This window comes from Psychromonas ingrahamii 37 (assembly GCF_000015285.1).
Classification (GTDB): Bacteria; Pseudomonadota; Gammaproteobacteria; order Enterobacterales; family Psychromonadaceae; genus Psychromonas; species Psychromonas ingrahamii.
Map to the genome: position 1 here is coordinate 4,203,095 of NC_008709.1, position 15,863 is coordinate 4,218,957.

The 15,863-nt window shown below is 39.5% G+C and carries 14 protein-coding genes; 6 read left to right on the forward strand and 8 right to left on the reverse strand.

All coding sequences use genetic code 11. The annotated features are described in order from the left end of the window. The first annotated feature begins 46 nt into the window (after positions 1 to 46). Complete coding sequence (locus PING_RS17565; protein WP_011771638.1) at positions 47 to 844, forward strand: outer membrane protein assembly factor BamD; 798 nt, start codon at positions 47 to 49, stop codon at positions 842 to 844. A 265-nt stretch (positions 845 to 1,109) separates the two neighbouring features. Here the strand turns inward: PING_RS17565 and mobB are convergent, their stop codons facing one another. Next, entirely contained in the window at positions 1,110 to 1,664 is a 555-nt protein-coding gene (mobB, locus tag PING_RS17570) for a molybdopterin-guanine dinucleotide biosynthesis protein B (RefSeq protein WP_011771639.1), read from the reverse strand. A gap of 186 nt (positions 1,665 to 1,850) precedes the next feature. On the opposite strand from mobB, the gene PING_RS17575 reads away from it, so the two are divergent. Beyond that, complete coding sequence (locus tag PING_RS17575; protein ID WP_011771640.1) at positions 1,851 to 2,486, forward strand: LysE family translocator; 636 nt, start codon at positions 1,851 to 1,853, stop codon at positions 2,484 to 2,486. A 180-nt stretch (positions 2,487 to 2,666) separates the two neighbouring features. Here the strand turns inward: PING_RS17575 and PING_RS17580 are convergent, their stop codons facing one another. Together PING_RS17580 and PING_RS17585 are read right to left on the reverse strand one after the other, a co-directional pair. Beyond that, complete coding sequence (locus PING_RS17580) at positions 2,667 to 3,581, reverse strand: aldo/keto reductase (RefSeq protein ID WP_011771641.1); 915 nt, start codon at positions 3,579 to 3,581, stop codon at positions 2,667 to 2,669. Between the two features lie 298 nt (positions 3,582 to 3,879). Continuing rightward, on the reverse strand, positions 3,880 to 4,299 hold the full coding sequence (locus PING_RS17585) for a hypothetical protein (RefSeq protein ID WP_011771642.1): 420 nt from the start codon (positions 4,297 to 4,299) through the stop codon (positions 3,880 to 3,882). Between the two features lie 402 nt (positions 4,300 to 4,701). Between PING_RS17585 and trhO the strand changes: the two genes are divergently transcribed. The 4 genes from trhO to PING_RS17605 all read left to right on the forward strand — a co-directional run bounded on the left by trhO (position 4,702) and on the right by PING_RS17605 (position 10,279). Then, positions 4,702 to 5,688, forward strand: a complete 987-nt coding sequence (gene trhO / locus PING_RS17590) for an oxygen-dependent tRNA uridine(34) hydroxylase TrhO (RefSeq protein ID WP_011771643.1) — start codon at positions 4,702 to 4,704, stop codon at positions 5,686 to 5,688. Positions 5,689 to 6,222: 534 nt separating this feature from the next. Continuing rightward, positions 6,223 to 7,806 carry an alkaline phosphatase gene (locus PING_RS17595; RefSeq protein WP_011771644.1) on the forward strand — a complete coding sequence of 528 codons (1,584 nt, stop codon included), beginning with the start codon at positions 6,223 to 6,225 and terminating at the stop codon, positions 7,804 to 7,806. A 9-nt stretch (positions 7,807 to 7,815) separates the two neighbouring features. Continuing rightward, positions 7,816 to 9,474: an alkaline phosphatase gene (locus PING_RS17600; protein WP_011771645.1), complete on the forward strand. Its 1,659-nt coding sequence runs from the start codon at positions 7,816 to 7,818 to the stop codon at positions 9,472 to 9,474. Positions 9,475 to 9,556: 82 nt separating this feature from the next. Further along, the gene (locus PING_RS17605) at positions 9,557 to 10,279 is read left to right on the forward strand and encodes a hypothetical protein (RefSeq protein WP_157035401.1); all 723 of its coding nucleotides are present in this window, start codon (positions 9,557 to 9,559) and stop codon (positions 10,277 to 10,279) included. Positions 10,280 to 10,723: 444 nt separating this feature from the next. On the opposite strand, the gene PING_RS17610 is transcribed toward PING_RS17605, so the two are convergent. The 5 genes from PING_RS17610 to PING_RS17630 all read right to left on the reverse strand — a co-directional run bounded on the left by PING_RS17610 (position 10,724) and on the right by PING_RS17630 (position 15,340). After that, positions 10,724 to 12,349 (reverse strand): EH signature domain-containing protein, encoded by a 1,626-nt coding sequence (locus tag PING_RS17610; RefSeq protein WP_011771647.1) that lies wholly within the window; start codon positions 12,347 to 12,349, stop codon positions 10,724 to 10,726. Positions 12,350 to 12,351: 2 nt separating this feature from the next. Then, on the reverse strand, positions 12,352 to 13,014 hold the full coding sequence (locus PING_RS17615) for an OmpA/MotB family protein (protein WP_011771648.1): 663 nt from the start codon (positions 13,012 to 13,014) through the stop codon (positions 12,352 to 12,354). Continuing rightward, on the reverse strand, positions 13,014 to 13,643 hold the full coding sequence (locus PING_RS17620) for a hypothetical protein (protein ID WP_011771649.1): 630 nt from the start codon (positions 13,641 to 13,643) through the stop codon (positions 13,014 to 13,016). Before PING_RS17620 ends, PING_RS17615 begins: the two co-directional genes overlap by 1 nt. 66 nt (positions 13,644 to 13,709) lie before the next feature. Further along, entirely contained in the window at positions 13,710 to 15,074 is a 1,365-nt protein-coding gene (locus tag PING_RS17625; RefSeq protein WP_011771650.1) for a MotA/TolQ/ExbB proton channel family protein, read from the reverse strand. Positions 15,075 to 15,076: 2 nt separating this feature from the next. Next, positions 15,077 to 15,340, reverse strand: a complete 264-nt coding sequence (locus PING_RS17630) for a hypothetical protein (protein ID WP_198134720.1) — start codon at positions 15,338 to 15,340, stop codon at positions 15,077 to 15,079. Between the last annotated feature and the right edge of the window lie 523 nt (positions 15,341 to 15,863).

Here is a 15,863-nt window from a genome sequence, read left to right on the forward strand (position 1 = left end):
CCGGCCCAACTTCGAATATAATTTTGCACATATTAGAGAGCACACCATGAAAATAGATAAAAGACAGACGTTTGTATTGATCACTCTGCTTCTGGCCCTTTTCGGCTGTAATAATGATAGCGATTCTTCCGTCATACGCAGTGAAGAAGCCCAAGTAAATGTGGACAAGGGGATAATTGCCCTTAATGAGGGGAACTTTAATGAGGCGCTTGCGCTCCTAGGGAAAGCCGAGGCGCTCTCCAGCTCAGACTCCGAAACACAGCTCCTGCGCGGCAAGGCTTATGCCGGTCGTGCCGGTGTCTCTGTCAAATCAATCACCCAAAGCCTAACCGCTAACCGCACCGATGGCACCACTGAGTTGGCACCTTCCTCATCAAATATCATGGGTATCATGAACTACTACGACGAAAATGAATTCAAGATACGCACCACGGACACCAATAAGGCCCTCGCACTCTTTGTTGAACAGGATCCCTCTCTTGAGAGTCTCTCCAATGATGACCGAGCCACCCTTGCTGCCTTGGCTGCAGTCAACGCCACCCAAAATATCACCCTGATTCTAAAAGGGGATAATCCGATGAAACTAAGCGATCAAGAAATCAAGAACCTGGTCGAAGACAACTTTGATGCTCAAGCAGACAGCCTTATCAAAGCGACCGATCTGGCGCTTAAGCTTAAATACGAATTGGTGACAGCAATCACCGCAACCACAGGAAGTATAACCACAGCTGTAGTCGATGCTTCTTTGACAGGTAGCAGCCTCAGTGATCTCGAAAATAGCAAGATGGACAAAGCTGCCTTCACTACTTTTATGCAGACCTTCAATAACGACGACCGTATTTAGCCTATTACGCGCAACTTTAACAAAAAGAGATAGCTCCCATGAGCTATCTCTTCTTGTTTAACTTTTCACTTCCGCAATCTATTTGATTAAGTTCCTGACCAACTCGCTCACGTTAATGTCTTTATCACAAGCATACGCTTTTAATAATTTAGGCTCTTTTAGGCTCAGGTAAAAGGTATGGTAGCGTTTGAAGTTTGCTGTTTTAGGTCTGTTGGCTATGGATTTATTTTCAGGCTTAACGAGCAGAACCCTTTTTTCTACCTGTTCAAGTTATGCACTTATTATTTGAATCCACGCTTTTTAAAGATAAAAATTGCAGCACAAAAACTTTTATCTGCTCGATATCATTGATATTTAAGGCAGGCAGTGATGTTGCCAACGGTTGATCCGAGGCAATAGCAATAATGCTCGAATCATCGGGATAAAGTAATGCTTTGCCCAAATCTGGCCGGTGCAGCTCAATTTTGGCGAATTTTTCATTCCTAAAACCTTCAACTAATACTAAGTCTAAGTTATTAATATTCAAACAATTTAACTGCTCCATTAAATTAGGCTCAGTTTGCTGCAATCTTTCCTTAAAAATAATGCTTCGGTAAGGTGATGCCAGCACGACTTGGGAAGCACCGGCTTTACGTAAACGATAACTGTCTTTTCCGGGTTTATCCATCTCAATATCGTGGTGACTGTGCTTAATCAAGCCAATTTTGATCCCGTCCGCTACCAGAAGAGGTATCAATTTTTCAATTAATGTTGTTTTGCCTGTGCCACTATAGGCGGCAAAGCCAAGAATCACTTTCGGAAAATTCTCTATCGAGTACATTTATATCAATTACCTTATATTTAAGTATATTAGGATCTTCAGAGTAGCTTTATATTGACGAACAAAAAATGAAACTATAATAATATGTTATATAAAATATTAACGGATTGACTGACAAGTTCTATACAGATTTATTCAGATCAGTATTTAAATAATACTAACCTGAATGCCCTTTTTGGAGAAACAATGATCGCACCTTATATTGATGAGTTTTTAATGCTTACTCTGGTCCATTTTCTAGCCGTTATTGCACCGGGCCCAGATTTTGCCGTGGTGATCCGCCAAAGTATCAGCTTTGGCCGTAAAAGCGCACTGATCACAAGCTTAGGCATTGGTACGGGTATTTCAATACACGTACTTTATACCCTGCTGGGAATAGGTTTTATTATTACACAATCGGAAACGGCCTTTATGGTCGCTAAAATTGCCGGTGCGTTATATCTAACCTATATCGGCTTTAATATGCTCGCTAGCAAAGCCCAAAATCAGACAGATCCTCAAGTGGTTATTGACTCGGACTTAAATCATCACAAAGGCGCTTTTATGCTCGGCTTTATGACCAATTTATTAAACCCTAAAGCGACCCTGTTTTTTTTGGCAATCTTTACTGCTATCGTCAGTATTGATACACCGCTCGCCGTGCAAAGTATTTATGGGCTTTGGATAGCGCTTACCACCGCATTGTGGTTTTCGCTGGTATCATTATTTTTCTCCCACCGACATGTGCGGGCTAAATTTGTTCGCCACGGTTATCTTTTTGAACGGGTAATGGGGGGCATATTATTGCTATTTGCGGCAAAATTAGGATGGTCTTTATTTTAGTGTGGCCTGCAACTCAGCCAAAGCATTAATGATTTCAAAAAGAGATTAATAACATTTGTGCAGGAAAATTAAAGGAACACATTATGACCCTTTCCTGAGTCGACTTAGCTGCTCAGAAAAGGGTAAAAAAAGGCGATTACGCAAAAAATTCACGCGATTCACCAGCGAACTGCAAAACCTCTAGGGCACATTAACACCTTTTGATGCGACCCAAACACGATACCACTGTTCCGCATTCATTTTCAGGGTTAAGGCAGCCGCGGCATCCTTTACACGTTTAATATTACCTGTCCCCAATAACGCCACCGGATTTGATGGGTGTTTTAATATCCAGGCATAAATCACCTGATCAATCGAATCGGCACCTAACTCTTCGCCGAGTTCAGACAGGGTTGCACGTAAACGTTTGACCTGCTCGGTTTGTGCACTGAAAATAGCGCCTCCGGCTAGACATGACCATGCCATCGGGCGCACCCGATGTTGCTGCAGCTGATCTAATGTACCATCCGCCACAACATCAAAATTGATTGGGTTAAATTCAACCTGATTGGTTATCAGTGGGGCATCCAAACGAGATTGTAATAAATCAAACTGCGAGGTTGTAAAATTGGACACACCAAAGTGTTTCACCTTACCGCTCTGTTTTAATTCATTAAATGCTTCGGCTACCTGATCCGCATCCATCAGAAAATCAGGCCGATGTACTAATAAGGCGTCCAACTGCTCGACCCCTAAACGCCGTAAAGAGTTTTCTGTCGATGCTAAAATACCCGCCTTACTGCTGTCATAATGAGAAACGCGTTTTTCAGTGGCGCTGGTCGCAATACCATTAATGCCAAATTTTGAAACAATTTCAATTTGCTCTCGAATGGAAGGATCAAGCTTTAATGCCTCGCCAAATAAAGTTTCGCAATGTCCGGCATCATAAATAGCCGCATGATCAACGGTGCTAATGCCCATTTCGATATGCTGCTTAAGAAATGTTAGACGCGCCTGTGCATCCATATCCCATGAACCAAGGCGCCAGTAACCCTGAACAAGTTGTGAAAATTCAGGGCCATCGGGTGCCATCAATACTTTGTTAACTGTACTCATATATACTCCGGAAAAAACAGAACAAATAAAAAATCTGGCAGCTATTCTAGCACTTTCAATTTTTGAGAAGCGTTTATTGCCCTCTCTGATTTGTAACAAAACCTAACATTGGGCGGTACAGACACAAAAAAAGGGCTTTCGCCCTGTTAATTTTTCTACCATTCGACTTGAGTGAGGTTGCATTATTTTATTAGAGTTAACAGCGATTATCAGTGTAAACCGCTATTTCACAGCCCATTTTTAATGCTTATGATTAAGCTGTATATGACTAAACTGCATAGACATACCTTGCACTTAGTTAGAACGCATAACGTACACCTATCGCGGCGCTTAAAGCAAAACGTAATTCCTCTTTGTTTTCTTTGTAGCCTACATTCGGAGAGATCTGTGCAAATACATCAAATTGCGGCGCAAAAGGCAGAGTGAGGCCAAGTGGCGCGCGTAGACCAAAAATATCATCATGATGCCATTTATAAAATGCCCCCCCACCCATATAATAATTAAATGAAAGATCGTTGGCAAATGTACCTTGCTTGAGCAAATAATCGCCACTAATACCATCATTACCAACAAATCCATTGAGATTATTAAACTGCCCTGCAACACCAAATCCCTGGTCAAAACCAAAGCCAACTTTAGCTGCATTTGCTGCATTTACTGACATCGCTGCTGTTAATAAGCCTACCGTACAGATGAAAATCATGATTAATCTTTTCATTGTTATTTCCCATTAAAAATGTTTAATTTTTATTCTACTGTAAACAGATTGAATTCAGGATCTTGTTTATCTCGTCACCCTTACAGAATTTTTGAGCAGTTAACTCAATAAAAGCGCTCTTTAACATTAGAAAAATTTGAGTGAGTACTTAGCACATCGCATGGCATTCATTTTGACACTATTTTTTACATTAAAACTAAGGCTTACGCCCATAACAGTTAATATATTAGCACCTTTTTAACACACCACCAGCCAAGTGATAGAAGAACGGAATAAGCAAACAGAAATAGTTTTAACAAATCATCAAGGATTTGCTTACAGGCTTAAAAAATCTTCGTATAATAGTGTCTTTATTAAACCCAAGCGCTGAATTTACGTTTCAGTTAGCTACGAGGAAAATCCATGTCAAATACAGTTGTCTGTGCGTTATATCGTTTTGTTAGTTTAGAAAATTATCAAGAGATTCAAGCACCATTATTAAAAATGATGCAAGCCAATAATATCAAAGGCACTTTATTATTAGCTCAAGAAGGCATCAATGGCACGGTGGCCGGAAGCCGTGAAGATATCAATACACTGATTGCTTGGTTGAAATCAGATCCGCGATTGAACAAGCTCACTACCAAAGAATCTTTTACCGAGGAAAACCCCTTCTATCGTACTAAGGTTAAGCTCAAAAAAGAGATAGTTACCATGGGCGTTGAGGGTATCGATCCGAAAAGAACGGCCGGTAGCTACGTCAAACCAAAAGATTGGAATGCCTTAATCAGCGATCCCGATGTGCTTCTCGTTGATACACGTAACGATTATGAAATCAGTATCGGCACCTTTAAAAATGCCGTAGATCCTAAAACAACCAACTTCAGAGAGTTCCCGCAATACGTCAAAGATAACTTAGATCCTGCCGTCAATAAAAAAGTAGCGATGTTTTGTACGGGTGGCATTCGCTGTGAAAAGTCTACGGCTTATTTAAAAGAGCAAGGTTTTGATGAGGTTTATCACCTTGAGGGCGGGGTATTAAAATACCTTGAAGAAGTGCCGCAGGAAGAAAGTATGTGGCAAGGTGAATGTTTTGTCTTTGATAATCGTGTCTCGGTAAATCACAAGCTGGAAAAAGGCCAATATGACCAATGCCATGGCTGCCGTTTACCGATCACCGAAGACGATAAAAAATCGGATAAGTATCAGGAAGGAGTTTGCTGCCATCAGTGTCATGAGCAATTAACTGTTGAACAAAAGCAGCGTTTTGCGCAACGAGAAAAACAGGTAGGTTTAGCCAAACAGCGTGGACAAACCCATATCGGCAACGACGCTGTTGCCCAGCTGGAAAATAACCGTCTTAAAAAACAAGCGGTTAAACAAGCACAAAGAGTCGAAGCAAAAAAATAACAGCAGACTAATTATATGCCCTTAACGGGCATGTTTACCTGCGGCAAAAATCCGGAACATTACTCTTTATTAAAGAGTAATGTTTCGTGATAACGCTGCATTAAAACGAAAATAATCTTATAAAAAACATTGCTCGACCTTACTACAGAATATCATCAGTTCCCCCCCTTATCTGGATCCTTATACTTATCCTATTAATTAAGAGATCTATTTAAGCATCGAAAAACCCATGAAAAACAGGTGTTAATTTCAGTCACCAGCGCTTTATGTCCAGCCAGCATCGGTTTCAATCCACATAAATAAATAGAAAATCATCAGATTTAGTATTTACAGCTCCCGACGCAATTGAGCAATTATTGATCAAAAGGTTCGGGTTCTACTTTTATCAAGGGAAAATCTGGTCATTTAATCTAAGCGCAATAATTTTGTCATGATTATGTAACAATTCCACGGCACAATTGCATCAAATAATTATAAATTTCAAAGCAACTGCAACAAGGCAGTCGCTAAAAGACCTTCCAAGGGAGTGATGATATGGATGTCCGTAAAAGCTTAGTGTCGACCTTAGTGACCTTAGCAATCAGCTCGAGCGTTTCAGCTGGAGTAGTACCAGAGAATCAAAAAAACACTTGGTTTCAAAGTGCTAATAGTGAAATAACCGAAAAACTGCAGCAGACTTACCAAAAGCGCGCAAAGAACGTCATTCTCTTTGTCGGTGACGGAATGGGTATCTCCACCTTAACAGCTGCACGTATTCTCGAAGGTCAATTATCAGGTAACCCCGGTGAAGAGCATCAACTCAGTTTTGAAACATTTCCCTATTCAGCATTAGTTAAAACCTACAATGTCGATGCGCAGACGCCTGATTCCGCCGGCACTATGACCGCTATGATGTCAGGTGTTAAGAGCGATGCAGGCGTGATTGGTGTTGGCGAAAAGGTACAGCGCGGTGACTGCTCTACTATGGACAATAACGAGCTGGTAAGCATTGTCGACCTGGCCGAAATAAAAGGCTTGTCGACAGGCGTTGTCACTACCGCACGTATCACCCACGCGACCCCGGCTGCAACTTACGCCAAATCGGTCGAACGTAACTGGGAAGATATCTCAGATATGCCCGATGACGCGATCGCAGGAGGTTGTAAAGATATAGCCGATCAATTAGTTAACTATCAAAGCAATCTGGAAACCCGTTTTCCAGGTCTCAATGTTGATGGTATTGAAGTGCTCTTTGGCGGTGGTCGACGTCATTTTTTACCTAAAGACGCAGCCTTTAACAGCTTGGACGCAAGCAGTGAAAAAGAGGGAGATCGCACCGACGGGCGTGATTTAACCAGTGAATGGCAAAATATTTATAAAGACGGTACCTATGTCTATGAGCAAACCGGTTTTGATGCTATCGACACGGAAAGCAGCAGCCATGTTCTCGGTTTGTTTAACGAATCACATATGCAGTATGCAGCGGATCGGACTAATGATATTGCCGGAGAGCCTTCTCTTTCACAAATGACCGGTAAAGCAATCAATATCCTTGATAATAACGATAAAGGTTATTTTTTAATGGTAGAAGCAGGTCGTATCGATCACGCTCATCATGCGGGTAATGCGGCGGGTGCACTGACTGATACTATTGAGTTAAGTGAAGCGGTACAGCAGGCAATCAAGCAAACCAATCCGGCAGAGACCTTAATTATGGTCACCGCTGATCACAGTCATGTATTTACCATCGCAGGCTACCCAAAACGTGGTAATCCTATCCTTGGTAAAGTAGTGAGTATCGGCAGTGATACCCCAACCCTTGCAAATGATGATTTACCCTATACCACTTTAGGTTACAGCAATGGTCTAGGCTTTCGCGATTTAGGGACAGAAACTAATGCTGACGTCAGCTACGACAGTCCTGCCATTGCCGGACGTGTAGATTTAAACGCGGTTAATACAGAAAGTAGCGGCTTTCATCAAGAAGCGACTGTGCCGCTTGGTTCCGAAACCCATTCCGGTGAAGACGTCGCTTTATATGCTAGCGGTCCCGGTGCGCAGTTGGCCCAGGGAAATATTGAACAGAACGTGATTTATCACATTATCGAAAACGCATTAGATTTAGTTGGCAAGGAATAAGGTAACGATATGAAAACTAACAATAACATAAGTCTATTTAAACCGAGTCTAATCGCTGTTGCCGTACTCGCGTTAAGCGCGTGTAATAATTTGCAGGAAACACAGCAATTATCAAAGCAACAAATCACTGAAAACAGCAGCTCTGCATGGTATATAGATGGCCAGCAGCAAGTTAAAAATGCGCAAGCACAGATCGATAATATCGTTAAAACACGCGGACAAGCCAAAAATATCATTTTATTTGTTGGTGATGGTATGGGCGTTTCAACGCTAACGGCTGCGCGGATTTTAGAAGGCCAAAACAAAGGAATGCTGGGAGAGGAAAACCGTCTTAGCTTTGAAAACATGCCTTTTACAGGATTTGCCAAAACCTACAATGTCGATGCACAAACACCCGATTCAGCCGGGACGATGACCGCAATTATCTCTGGCGTTAAGACCGATAAAGGCGTTATTGGTGTTGGTGAACAAGTCATTCGTGGAGAATGTACAAGTGCAGCAGGCAACGAACTGGTCAGCTCACTGGAACTGGCTGAAATCGCCGGTAAATCAACAGGTATCATCTCCACTGCCCGAATCACTCATGCTACTCCAGCTGCCACTTATGCTAAATCTGCAGATCGCAATTGGGAAGATATTTCCGATATGCCGGCAGCCGCTGTCACAGCTGGCTGTAAAGATATCGCAGATCAACTGGTTAACTTTGAAAGTAACCTTGAAGCACGCTATAGAGGGATCGATGTTAATGGTCTTGAAGTAGTCATGGGCGGTGGTCGCAGACATTTCTTACCCAAAGATGCCAGCTTTAATAGCCCCGATGCAGTCAGTGCAACAGAAGGTGACCGCAGCGATGGACGGGATCTAACGGCAGAATGGCAAACAGCCTATAGTAATGGCCAATATATCTTTGACCAAGCGGGCTTTGATGCCATAGACACTGAAAATACTGAGCGTGTTTTTGGCCTGTTTAATGAATCACATATGCACTACGAAGCTGATAGAAATAACGATATCTCCGGCGAACCTTCGCTGTCACAAATGACCGAAAAAGCGATGGCGATTCTTGACAATAATACTCAGGGCTACTTTTTAATGGTCGAAGCAGGCCGTATTGACCATGCACATCATGCCGGCAGTGCTTATAACGCGTTAACCGATACGATTGAATTATCCAACGCAGTTAAACTTGCCATGCAAAACAGCAACCCAGCAGAGACCTTAATTATTGTCACCGCCGACCATGGCCATGTGTTTACCATTGCCGGATACCCTAAGCGTGGCAATCCTATTTTAGGTAAAGTGGTTAGCATAGGAAAAACACAGCCAGCTTTAGCGGCAGATGATCTTCCTTACACCACAGTAGGTTACACAAACGGACTCGGCTTTAGAGATTTAGGCGTAGGGGTTACAAATGCTGATGCGGCCTATGCTGATGCTCCGGTAACAGGACGAGTGGATTTAAGTAATATTGATACGAGCAACAGCGGATTCCACCAGGAAGCACTGGTTCCATTATCTTCTGAAACACATTCAGGTGAAGATGTCGCGGTTTTTGCATCGGGTCCTGGCGCGCACCTGGTCAGCGGTAACTACGAACAAAGTCTTTTATTCCATGTTATGGATTTTGCCGGAGACTTAGTCACGAAAGCAGATCAGAAACTACCGTAAGACAATCTGAGCAGAGCATATTTTTATGCTTCTCATTATCAAAGGGGCTTTTGCCCCTTCATTATTATTTCAGGATTATATTTTGAAGAGACTTACGGTTTTATTTTTTATCCTTATTTCATTCACCACTCACAGTGCAGAATTATGCAAGGAAGAGTTCCAAAATATTGGCGCTATCTATCAAATAACCAACAGCCAATCAGACGGTAAAAATACCGCTCAGCAAAAAACACTGCAACTTTGGCGCAGCCCAAAGCAAGTTATTTATACCTATTCAGCGCAGGCTGTTAGTGAACAATGGCGCTTATTAAGCAACCAGAGAATTCAATTAACGCGTTATTTTGATCAATTTGAAAGGGGCATAGAATACCAAGCTGCAGATATGCCAGATTTCAAACAGAATGCCAACCATTGGCTCAGTAAATATCAGATGATTGCCCCCTCTTTACTTGAACAGCTGCAAAAAGTAAAAAGCATTAATACAGGCTGCACTGAAAACATTGTTTATCAGAGCAAGCAAACAGCACAGACACAAATTCGATTAAACTGGAATCCACACTATCAGTTACCGACTAAGCTAACGATTAGGCAAGGCCAACAGCTTACTGTCTGGGAGTTAACAGAGTTAATTACAGACCCACAAAAGCTGCAACAGAATCACGATCAACGTGAACACTATCAGTTAACCGACTACGCAGATATTGGCGATAATGAAGCCGATCCCTTTTTAGCCAAGATGATCAACCAGGGTTTTATCGAACACTCCCATAGCGGTTTTTATAATGCAGATGGGGATCATATGTAAGCATGATGCCCTATTTCGCTATCAGCCATCAGTTATCGGCGATCAGCCTTCTGCTCTCAGCTCGTAGGGTGCGCTCCGCGCACCGATTACCGTTTACGGTGCATAGAATGCACCCTACCAATAATACCAAACGCATTAATAAACTGCAGACGAAAAAAAACCGCAACAAGTGCGGTTTCTTTAAATGTGGTCGGTGATTGACCCCGCGACAACCGGAATAACAATCCAGTTGTCGCGATTCTTTTTAGTTAGATTTCTAAACCATGAAAATACGTATTTGAGAAGAAAAAAGCTAATAACTCAACCTCTGGATAAAATCGGGGTCCAGAAATTAATTATGAAGCATCAGCTCTACTAAAATCAGGTATTGGAAATTTAGTATGGGTAACACCAGAAAAATTAACAATAATAAACTCATCATTATGAATTTTGCTTACTATACCTTTACCAAGCTTTAGTTTTTCTTAGTGAGAGTATTGGTTTTTTCTTATTGGGAAACTTAGCGCCAGCACGAATAGTGTTTTTTCCTTCTGAGTATTCTAGTTCGATCCAATTATTATCGAGCCCTTTTGAATTTAATTGAACCTCAGTGGAGAATTCCCGAGCTTTATTTTCATGTCGCTTCCCCTTAGACCGACCTAAACACCTCTGCCGTTCCGATCTATCTTCTCTACTTAATCTGGGCAACCCTGTTACATGATCATAGTTTTGTCTAACATCTGATTTCCCACCGATTAAAAAACTAGTAATTTCATCATCAGGCAGTATCTCAAATTCGGTTCTCAACATATTCTCACAAGAGTTTTGCCAACAAAACAGATGGTCATGCTCTTTCTTGAATTCAATCTCTGCTAATTTGGAGACTTTAAGTTTTTCATTTGTTAATAATTTTGAAATGGATATTTCTGATTTATCATAAAGTTTGAGGCCACTTGCATTTCCTCTTAAATATTCAACAACAATATGATTATCAAATTCTAAGAAACACAATTCAGTTTCTTTTAAATCCCAACCGCTTTCAATTAATGTGTGCTCAGGTAGGCTTAAACTGCTATTTTTTATGATTGTCGCTGTTTTTAATGGCAAAAACACTCTAAAGCTATGGAATCGACTTTGATAATTAGACCAGAAAGTGACTCTCTTTTGCAGCTGGTTAATATCTTTAGGAGACAGAGATAGTGCCTTGGCTAACTCTTGAGAGGTAAGCTGGAAAATAAATAATTTAAACTCCGCAAACCACCCAGCACCAATTACGGCCCTTAATTGATGTTGTGCCTGTAATGATAACATCCCCCAACGAGAGCTCGCACTTGAAGGCCCATATTTTTCTTTTAAATGATCTAGAAGTACAGGTGACTCATTTAAAGCCTTTTCCTTATTTAGCGATAAGAGCTTTGTAACAGCAGTGTCTGCTTGCAAATAAGAGTATTGCTTAATAATCTTTACATAGTTGTCACATAACTCTGGTTTCCAAACCTCAACTAAAACATTTTCTAACTCTTCCTGAGCTTTTACAACCAATGAGATTTGGTTTGGTAAGCCTAAGCAAGCTAAGAAATCCTCGGGTTTATTGCCAATCTGCAAGCTAAAATATGCGATTTTACTTGCTTTTTGCTCACTTAAAGCCTTTAAGACTAAGCCTCTTTGCTTATCTAATAACCTGATTTGTCGATCATGCTTCTGAAATGCATCCATTATCAATAATGGCATCATATGATATTGCTTATCAAAATATAAACACATACGCCATAAAGCAATATTTGTAACCTTTGGGATTTCGAGAATACACTTCCAAAGTGCTTTTTGAGTATTAATTAAAGCTTCTCCGGAAAGTTGCTTAAAATAATTTTCATTATCAAAAATACTAAACCATTCTAATAATGATATTTTTTCTGATTGAGAAGACATGACCAATTGTATTAATTGTTTTACGTCTCTGGGGGGGACTTGAGGTAAAACTAAATTTTCAAAAATACTTTCATTACTACAATTATCTATAGAAAAAGCTGCCTCCATCATAGCGACTGGTTTAATACGCTTTGGCTGGTTTATTTTAAATAATTCCCCCATGCTTACTTTTTCAACTTTAATACTTTACTGAAAGCATCTTCTGATTTGAATTGCATTCTAAATATCACTTTTCTATCTTCCAGCTCAGAGTGGTGTGAATTAGCATCCATAGGTCCCCTTCCTGCAACTTGGATTTTTTGTAAAAACGCCTCTTTGTTGCTTTCATGTGGCATAGAGTGAATATACTGAAAAACACTGTTAGCACGCCCCAGACTCAATTGCATGTTATAACCTAGAGAACCATCTGAGCTTGTATGCCCTTCGATAATGACACGGTTAATTTCATCGCTGATGCCATCTTCAGAAAAAATCACACCACTATAAACAGGAATAAATTTTATTAAAAAATCTTTTCCTTCTTGCTTTAATTGTTTCTTATTAAAATCAAATAGCACGGAATCAAGGAGTGTTATATCTCCAGTTTCAGGGTTTATTTCAGCACTGATTCCATTTGCGTTAAATTGCTCCTGTAATGCCTGAATAACAATCACCCTTTTGTTTTGTATCTGCTCCTGAGTGATTTTTAATTGGAATAAAGTTACTACCACTAATAAAGCAAAAATCATTAATAAGCCCGACATTAAGTCACTTATCAATAACCAGTCAGTTCCTTCTGTATTATTTTCATTTTCCCTATATATTACAAATGGTTGCTTTAAATTCATTATTGAACCTTCCCATTATTCGAGATACTTTTGCGCTGAGTTTCTGCCGATATAAGATATTCTGCTGATTGTAGTAAGCGAGTATGAATTTTCGCTGAGGCTTTATCCATGTCGTTAAAAAAATCTTCATGGCTACTATTTGCACGTTCGAAGTACTTATTTAATTCATCTGGGATTTGCTGTAACAATTCGGCAAATAACTCAGAAGAGCCAGAGTATGCTTTTTCAAGTTTTGCAACTTGCAATCCGATGGTTTTTGAAGTCTGTTCAATTTGATTAATATGTGAACTTTCAGATAATTGAACTGCTTGAACTAATTTGTTAATTGTCTTATTTACTTCAGACATTTTCTGTACATTTTTGGTTAAATCTTCTCCAATCTCTTTTCTACGAGTGTACTCTTCTATAAAGACCTGGTTACAATCCTCTACAACTTGAGCTAAGCCATCTCTTTGTTGGCCTAATGTGTTCTCTAAAAGATTATTTTGCTCTTCAAAGAAAGCATTCAAACTTTCTTGGTATGTAGTTCTAAAGTTATCCAACTGCTCTGTTACTGTTTCTTTGGTTTCAATTAATACTCTATCGACATTAGATAATGTGTCGCCTAAATTTTCACGTGCATTATCCATCAGCTCTGTCGCAGTTTTTCCAACTTGCTTAAGGATGCTAGCTTGCTCTGAATTAGACTTTTGACTTTATAACATAATAGTGTGTACACGCTCAGCAGTCTGATCTAACATCTCTTTTTGCACTTTACCCTGAGTATCTAAAGACTGCTCTAACTCCTCTCGAATCCCACTAAAAGTAGTAGCAGCTTGGTCTGCACTTTCTTTGAATGCAACTTTCTGTTTATTCATTACATCTACACTTGATTTAACTGCCCCCTCTAATTGCTCGGCAACACCCTCCAAAATAACCTTGGTATCATTTTGAAATCCGCCCAAAATAACACGCAAATCGCTTGAAAATTCTTTTAACTCTTCAAGAGTCTCTTTCTGGAAAGTCTGAATAGTTGCCACAGCCATCGCAAGCTTTGTTGCAATTCCACCTAATTCATCATGCAACTTAGTAACAGCTGATGTTGAATCTTTTACAAGTGATGACGTCTCTGATATTTGATTAGATAATGGTTCAATTACTTCAGCCCTTAACTCAGTCATTATGGCTTGTATTATCTTTTCACTATTATCTTCTTTTATTTCACGCAAAGATTTTAACTCTGAACTTATCTCAGTGAAAACCGGCACCATTTCAGTAGTGAATATTTTGTCTAAGCTTGTAGAAAGGTGTTGACCAATTTTGTCAGCATCAAAATTATCAGCGGCTTTTTCCAATGAGCTTCCCATCTGCAATAATGCTTCTGAAGCCTGGGCACTTTTCTCAGCAGCTTGAAGCTGTTTTTCAACGACTTTGTCTTGAGCGCCTCCAGACATTTTTTGTAAAAAATCAGCAATGCTTTCTGCACGGAATAATTTATTAAAATCATCTCTAATACCAAAAAAATGTCCAACATTTTTTTTATTGTAATGTCGTGATCCCCACGCCAAAAGAATTGAGAATAATAAGCCAGCTAGTGATGTAACAAATGCTGTATCCATTCCTCCCAGCAAGGTTTTTACGCCTTCGAACATCTCTGTAGAGCTAGCATTTAATTTTTCCTGAATACCTGAAAGTCCAATAACTATTCCTAAAAATGTTCCTATTACACCTATCGTTGTTAACACACTTGCCATAAAACTGTAACCACTTGATGCTGGTTTTATTAGAAGTTTTTCTGGGTAATTAGATAATAAAGTACGTGTATCTTCTGCTTTTAACGTAGAGAAATACTGGGCTTTTATACCGCTTTCTTTCTCTGTTAAACTCTCGTTATTATTTATTTTATCCGCAACTAATTCAAAATCTGATACAACATTACTTAAGTCTAAACTTGATTTTTTGTAATATTTATACTCTAGAAATAGAGTTCCAATAAATAATAATATGATGAGAGCGACAATGCATAAAGTTAATCTATTGTTTATTGCGTCTGAAAATATATTGATCGTTGTCTCTAGCATTTTTACCTCTTTATTAATTTTATTAATTCTTGTGCTGTAAATAACTTGTCTGCAACACGTACCGGTATGTGTTCAGCATCATCCTTAAAATAAGCACCTTGCAATTTAACTTCTTGTAATAACTTAATACTGTATAGCGGCTCTTCTGATTCAGTTTCCATATCTAACACCAAATATACCCCTTCATGATCTCTTAATAATTCAGCCTGCAAACATGCTTTTTGATCCCGTAATGCCTGACTTATATTAGATTTATCCCCAAACATATCCTTAGAGGCCTTCCAAGCATGGTTAAATCTGACGATTTTATTTATTAATATTATTTTCGGGCTTCTTTGCATAGTGAATACACCAATATAACGGTTTACTCTTCGCCAATTTATAGAGTGAAAAAAGAAAAATTTTGATTAGGCAGTCAAATTTAATACCTATAAGTAGTAAGGCTATGATGATTTTTTAGGGCAGTTTATTTAGAGCATTACCGCTCCCTCTTAAGCTATTTGAGGCTGTTACGTAGCCGATTATTAGCACTTACCTTACAAGTAAAAGTTATTTATTTGATATATTTATAGCATATTTATTTATTATAAATAGTGGGTTCTGTTTCGTTTTCATGATTCTTTGGCTTGTTTTTACCGAAAAGTCCATGTGAGTAATTATAGAACTAGCATAATACTGATAATAACTTTTAGCATTCGGGTGAGGATTTGATATAGCAGTTGAATTAGCCTATTCAGAAAAGAAACGATTAATTGACTGGACCATATTTCAAGTTCAATTAAAATAGCA

What these genes read in the sequence shown, in the direction of transcription:
- PING_RS17565 (WP_011771638.1), top strand. Translation starts at nt 47, where the DNA reads ATGAAAATAGATAAAAGACAGACGTTTGTATTGATCACTCTGCTTCTG.
- mobB (WP_011771639.1), bottom strand. Translation starts at nt 1,664, where the DNA reads ATGTACTCGATAGAGAATTTTCCGAAAGTGATTCTTGGCTTTGCCGCC.
- PING_RS17575 (WP_011771640.1), top strand. Translation starts at nt 1,851, where the DNA reads ATGATCGCACCTTATATTGATGAGTTTTTAATGCTTACTCTGGTCCAT.
- PING_RS17580 (WP_011771641.1), bottom strand. Translation starts at nt 3,581, where the DNA reads ATGAGTACAGTTAACAAAGTATTGATGGCACCCGATGGCCCTGAATTT.
- PING_RS17585 (WP_011771642.1), bottom strand. Translation starts at nt 4,299, where the DNA reads ATGAAAAGATTAATCATGATTTTCATCTGTACGGTAGGCTTATTAACA.
- trhO (WP_011771643.1), top strand. Translation starts at nt 4,702, where the DNA reads ATGTCAAATACAGTTGTCTGTGCGTTATATCGTTTTGTTAGTTTAGAA.
- PING_RS17595 (WP_011771644.1), top strand. Translation starts at nt 6,223, where the DNA reads ATGGATGTCCGTAAAAGCTTAGTGTCGACCTTAGTGACCTTAGCAATC.
- PING_RS17600 (WP_011771645.1), top strand. Translation starts at nt 7,816, where the DNA reads ATGAAAACTAACAATAACATAAGTCTATTTAAACCGAGTCTAATCGCT.
- PING_RS17610 (WP_011771647.1), bottom strand. Translation starts at nt 12,349, where the DNA reads ATGGGGGAATTATTTAAAATAAACCAGCCAAAGCGTATTAAACCAGTC.
- PING_RS17615 (WP_011771648.1), bottom strand. Translation starts at nt 13,014, where the DNA reads ATGAATTTAAAGCAACCATTTGTAATATATAGGGAAAATGAAAATAAT.
- PING_RS17620 (WP_011771649.1), bottom strand. Translation starts at nt 13,643, where the DNA reads ATGGATAATGCACGTGAAAATTTAGGCGACACATTATCTAATGTCGAT.
- PING_RS17625 (WP_011771650.1), bottom strand. Translation starts at nt 15,074, where the DNA reads ATGCTAGAGACAACGATCAATATATTTTCAGACGCAATAAACAATAGA.
- PING_RS17630 (WP_198134720.1), bottom strand. Translation starts at nt 15,340, where the DNA reads ATGTTTGGGGATAAATCTAATATAAGTCAGGCATTACGGGATCAAAAA.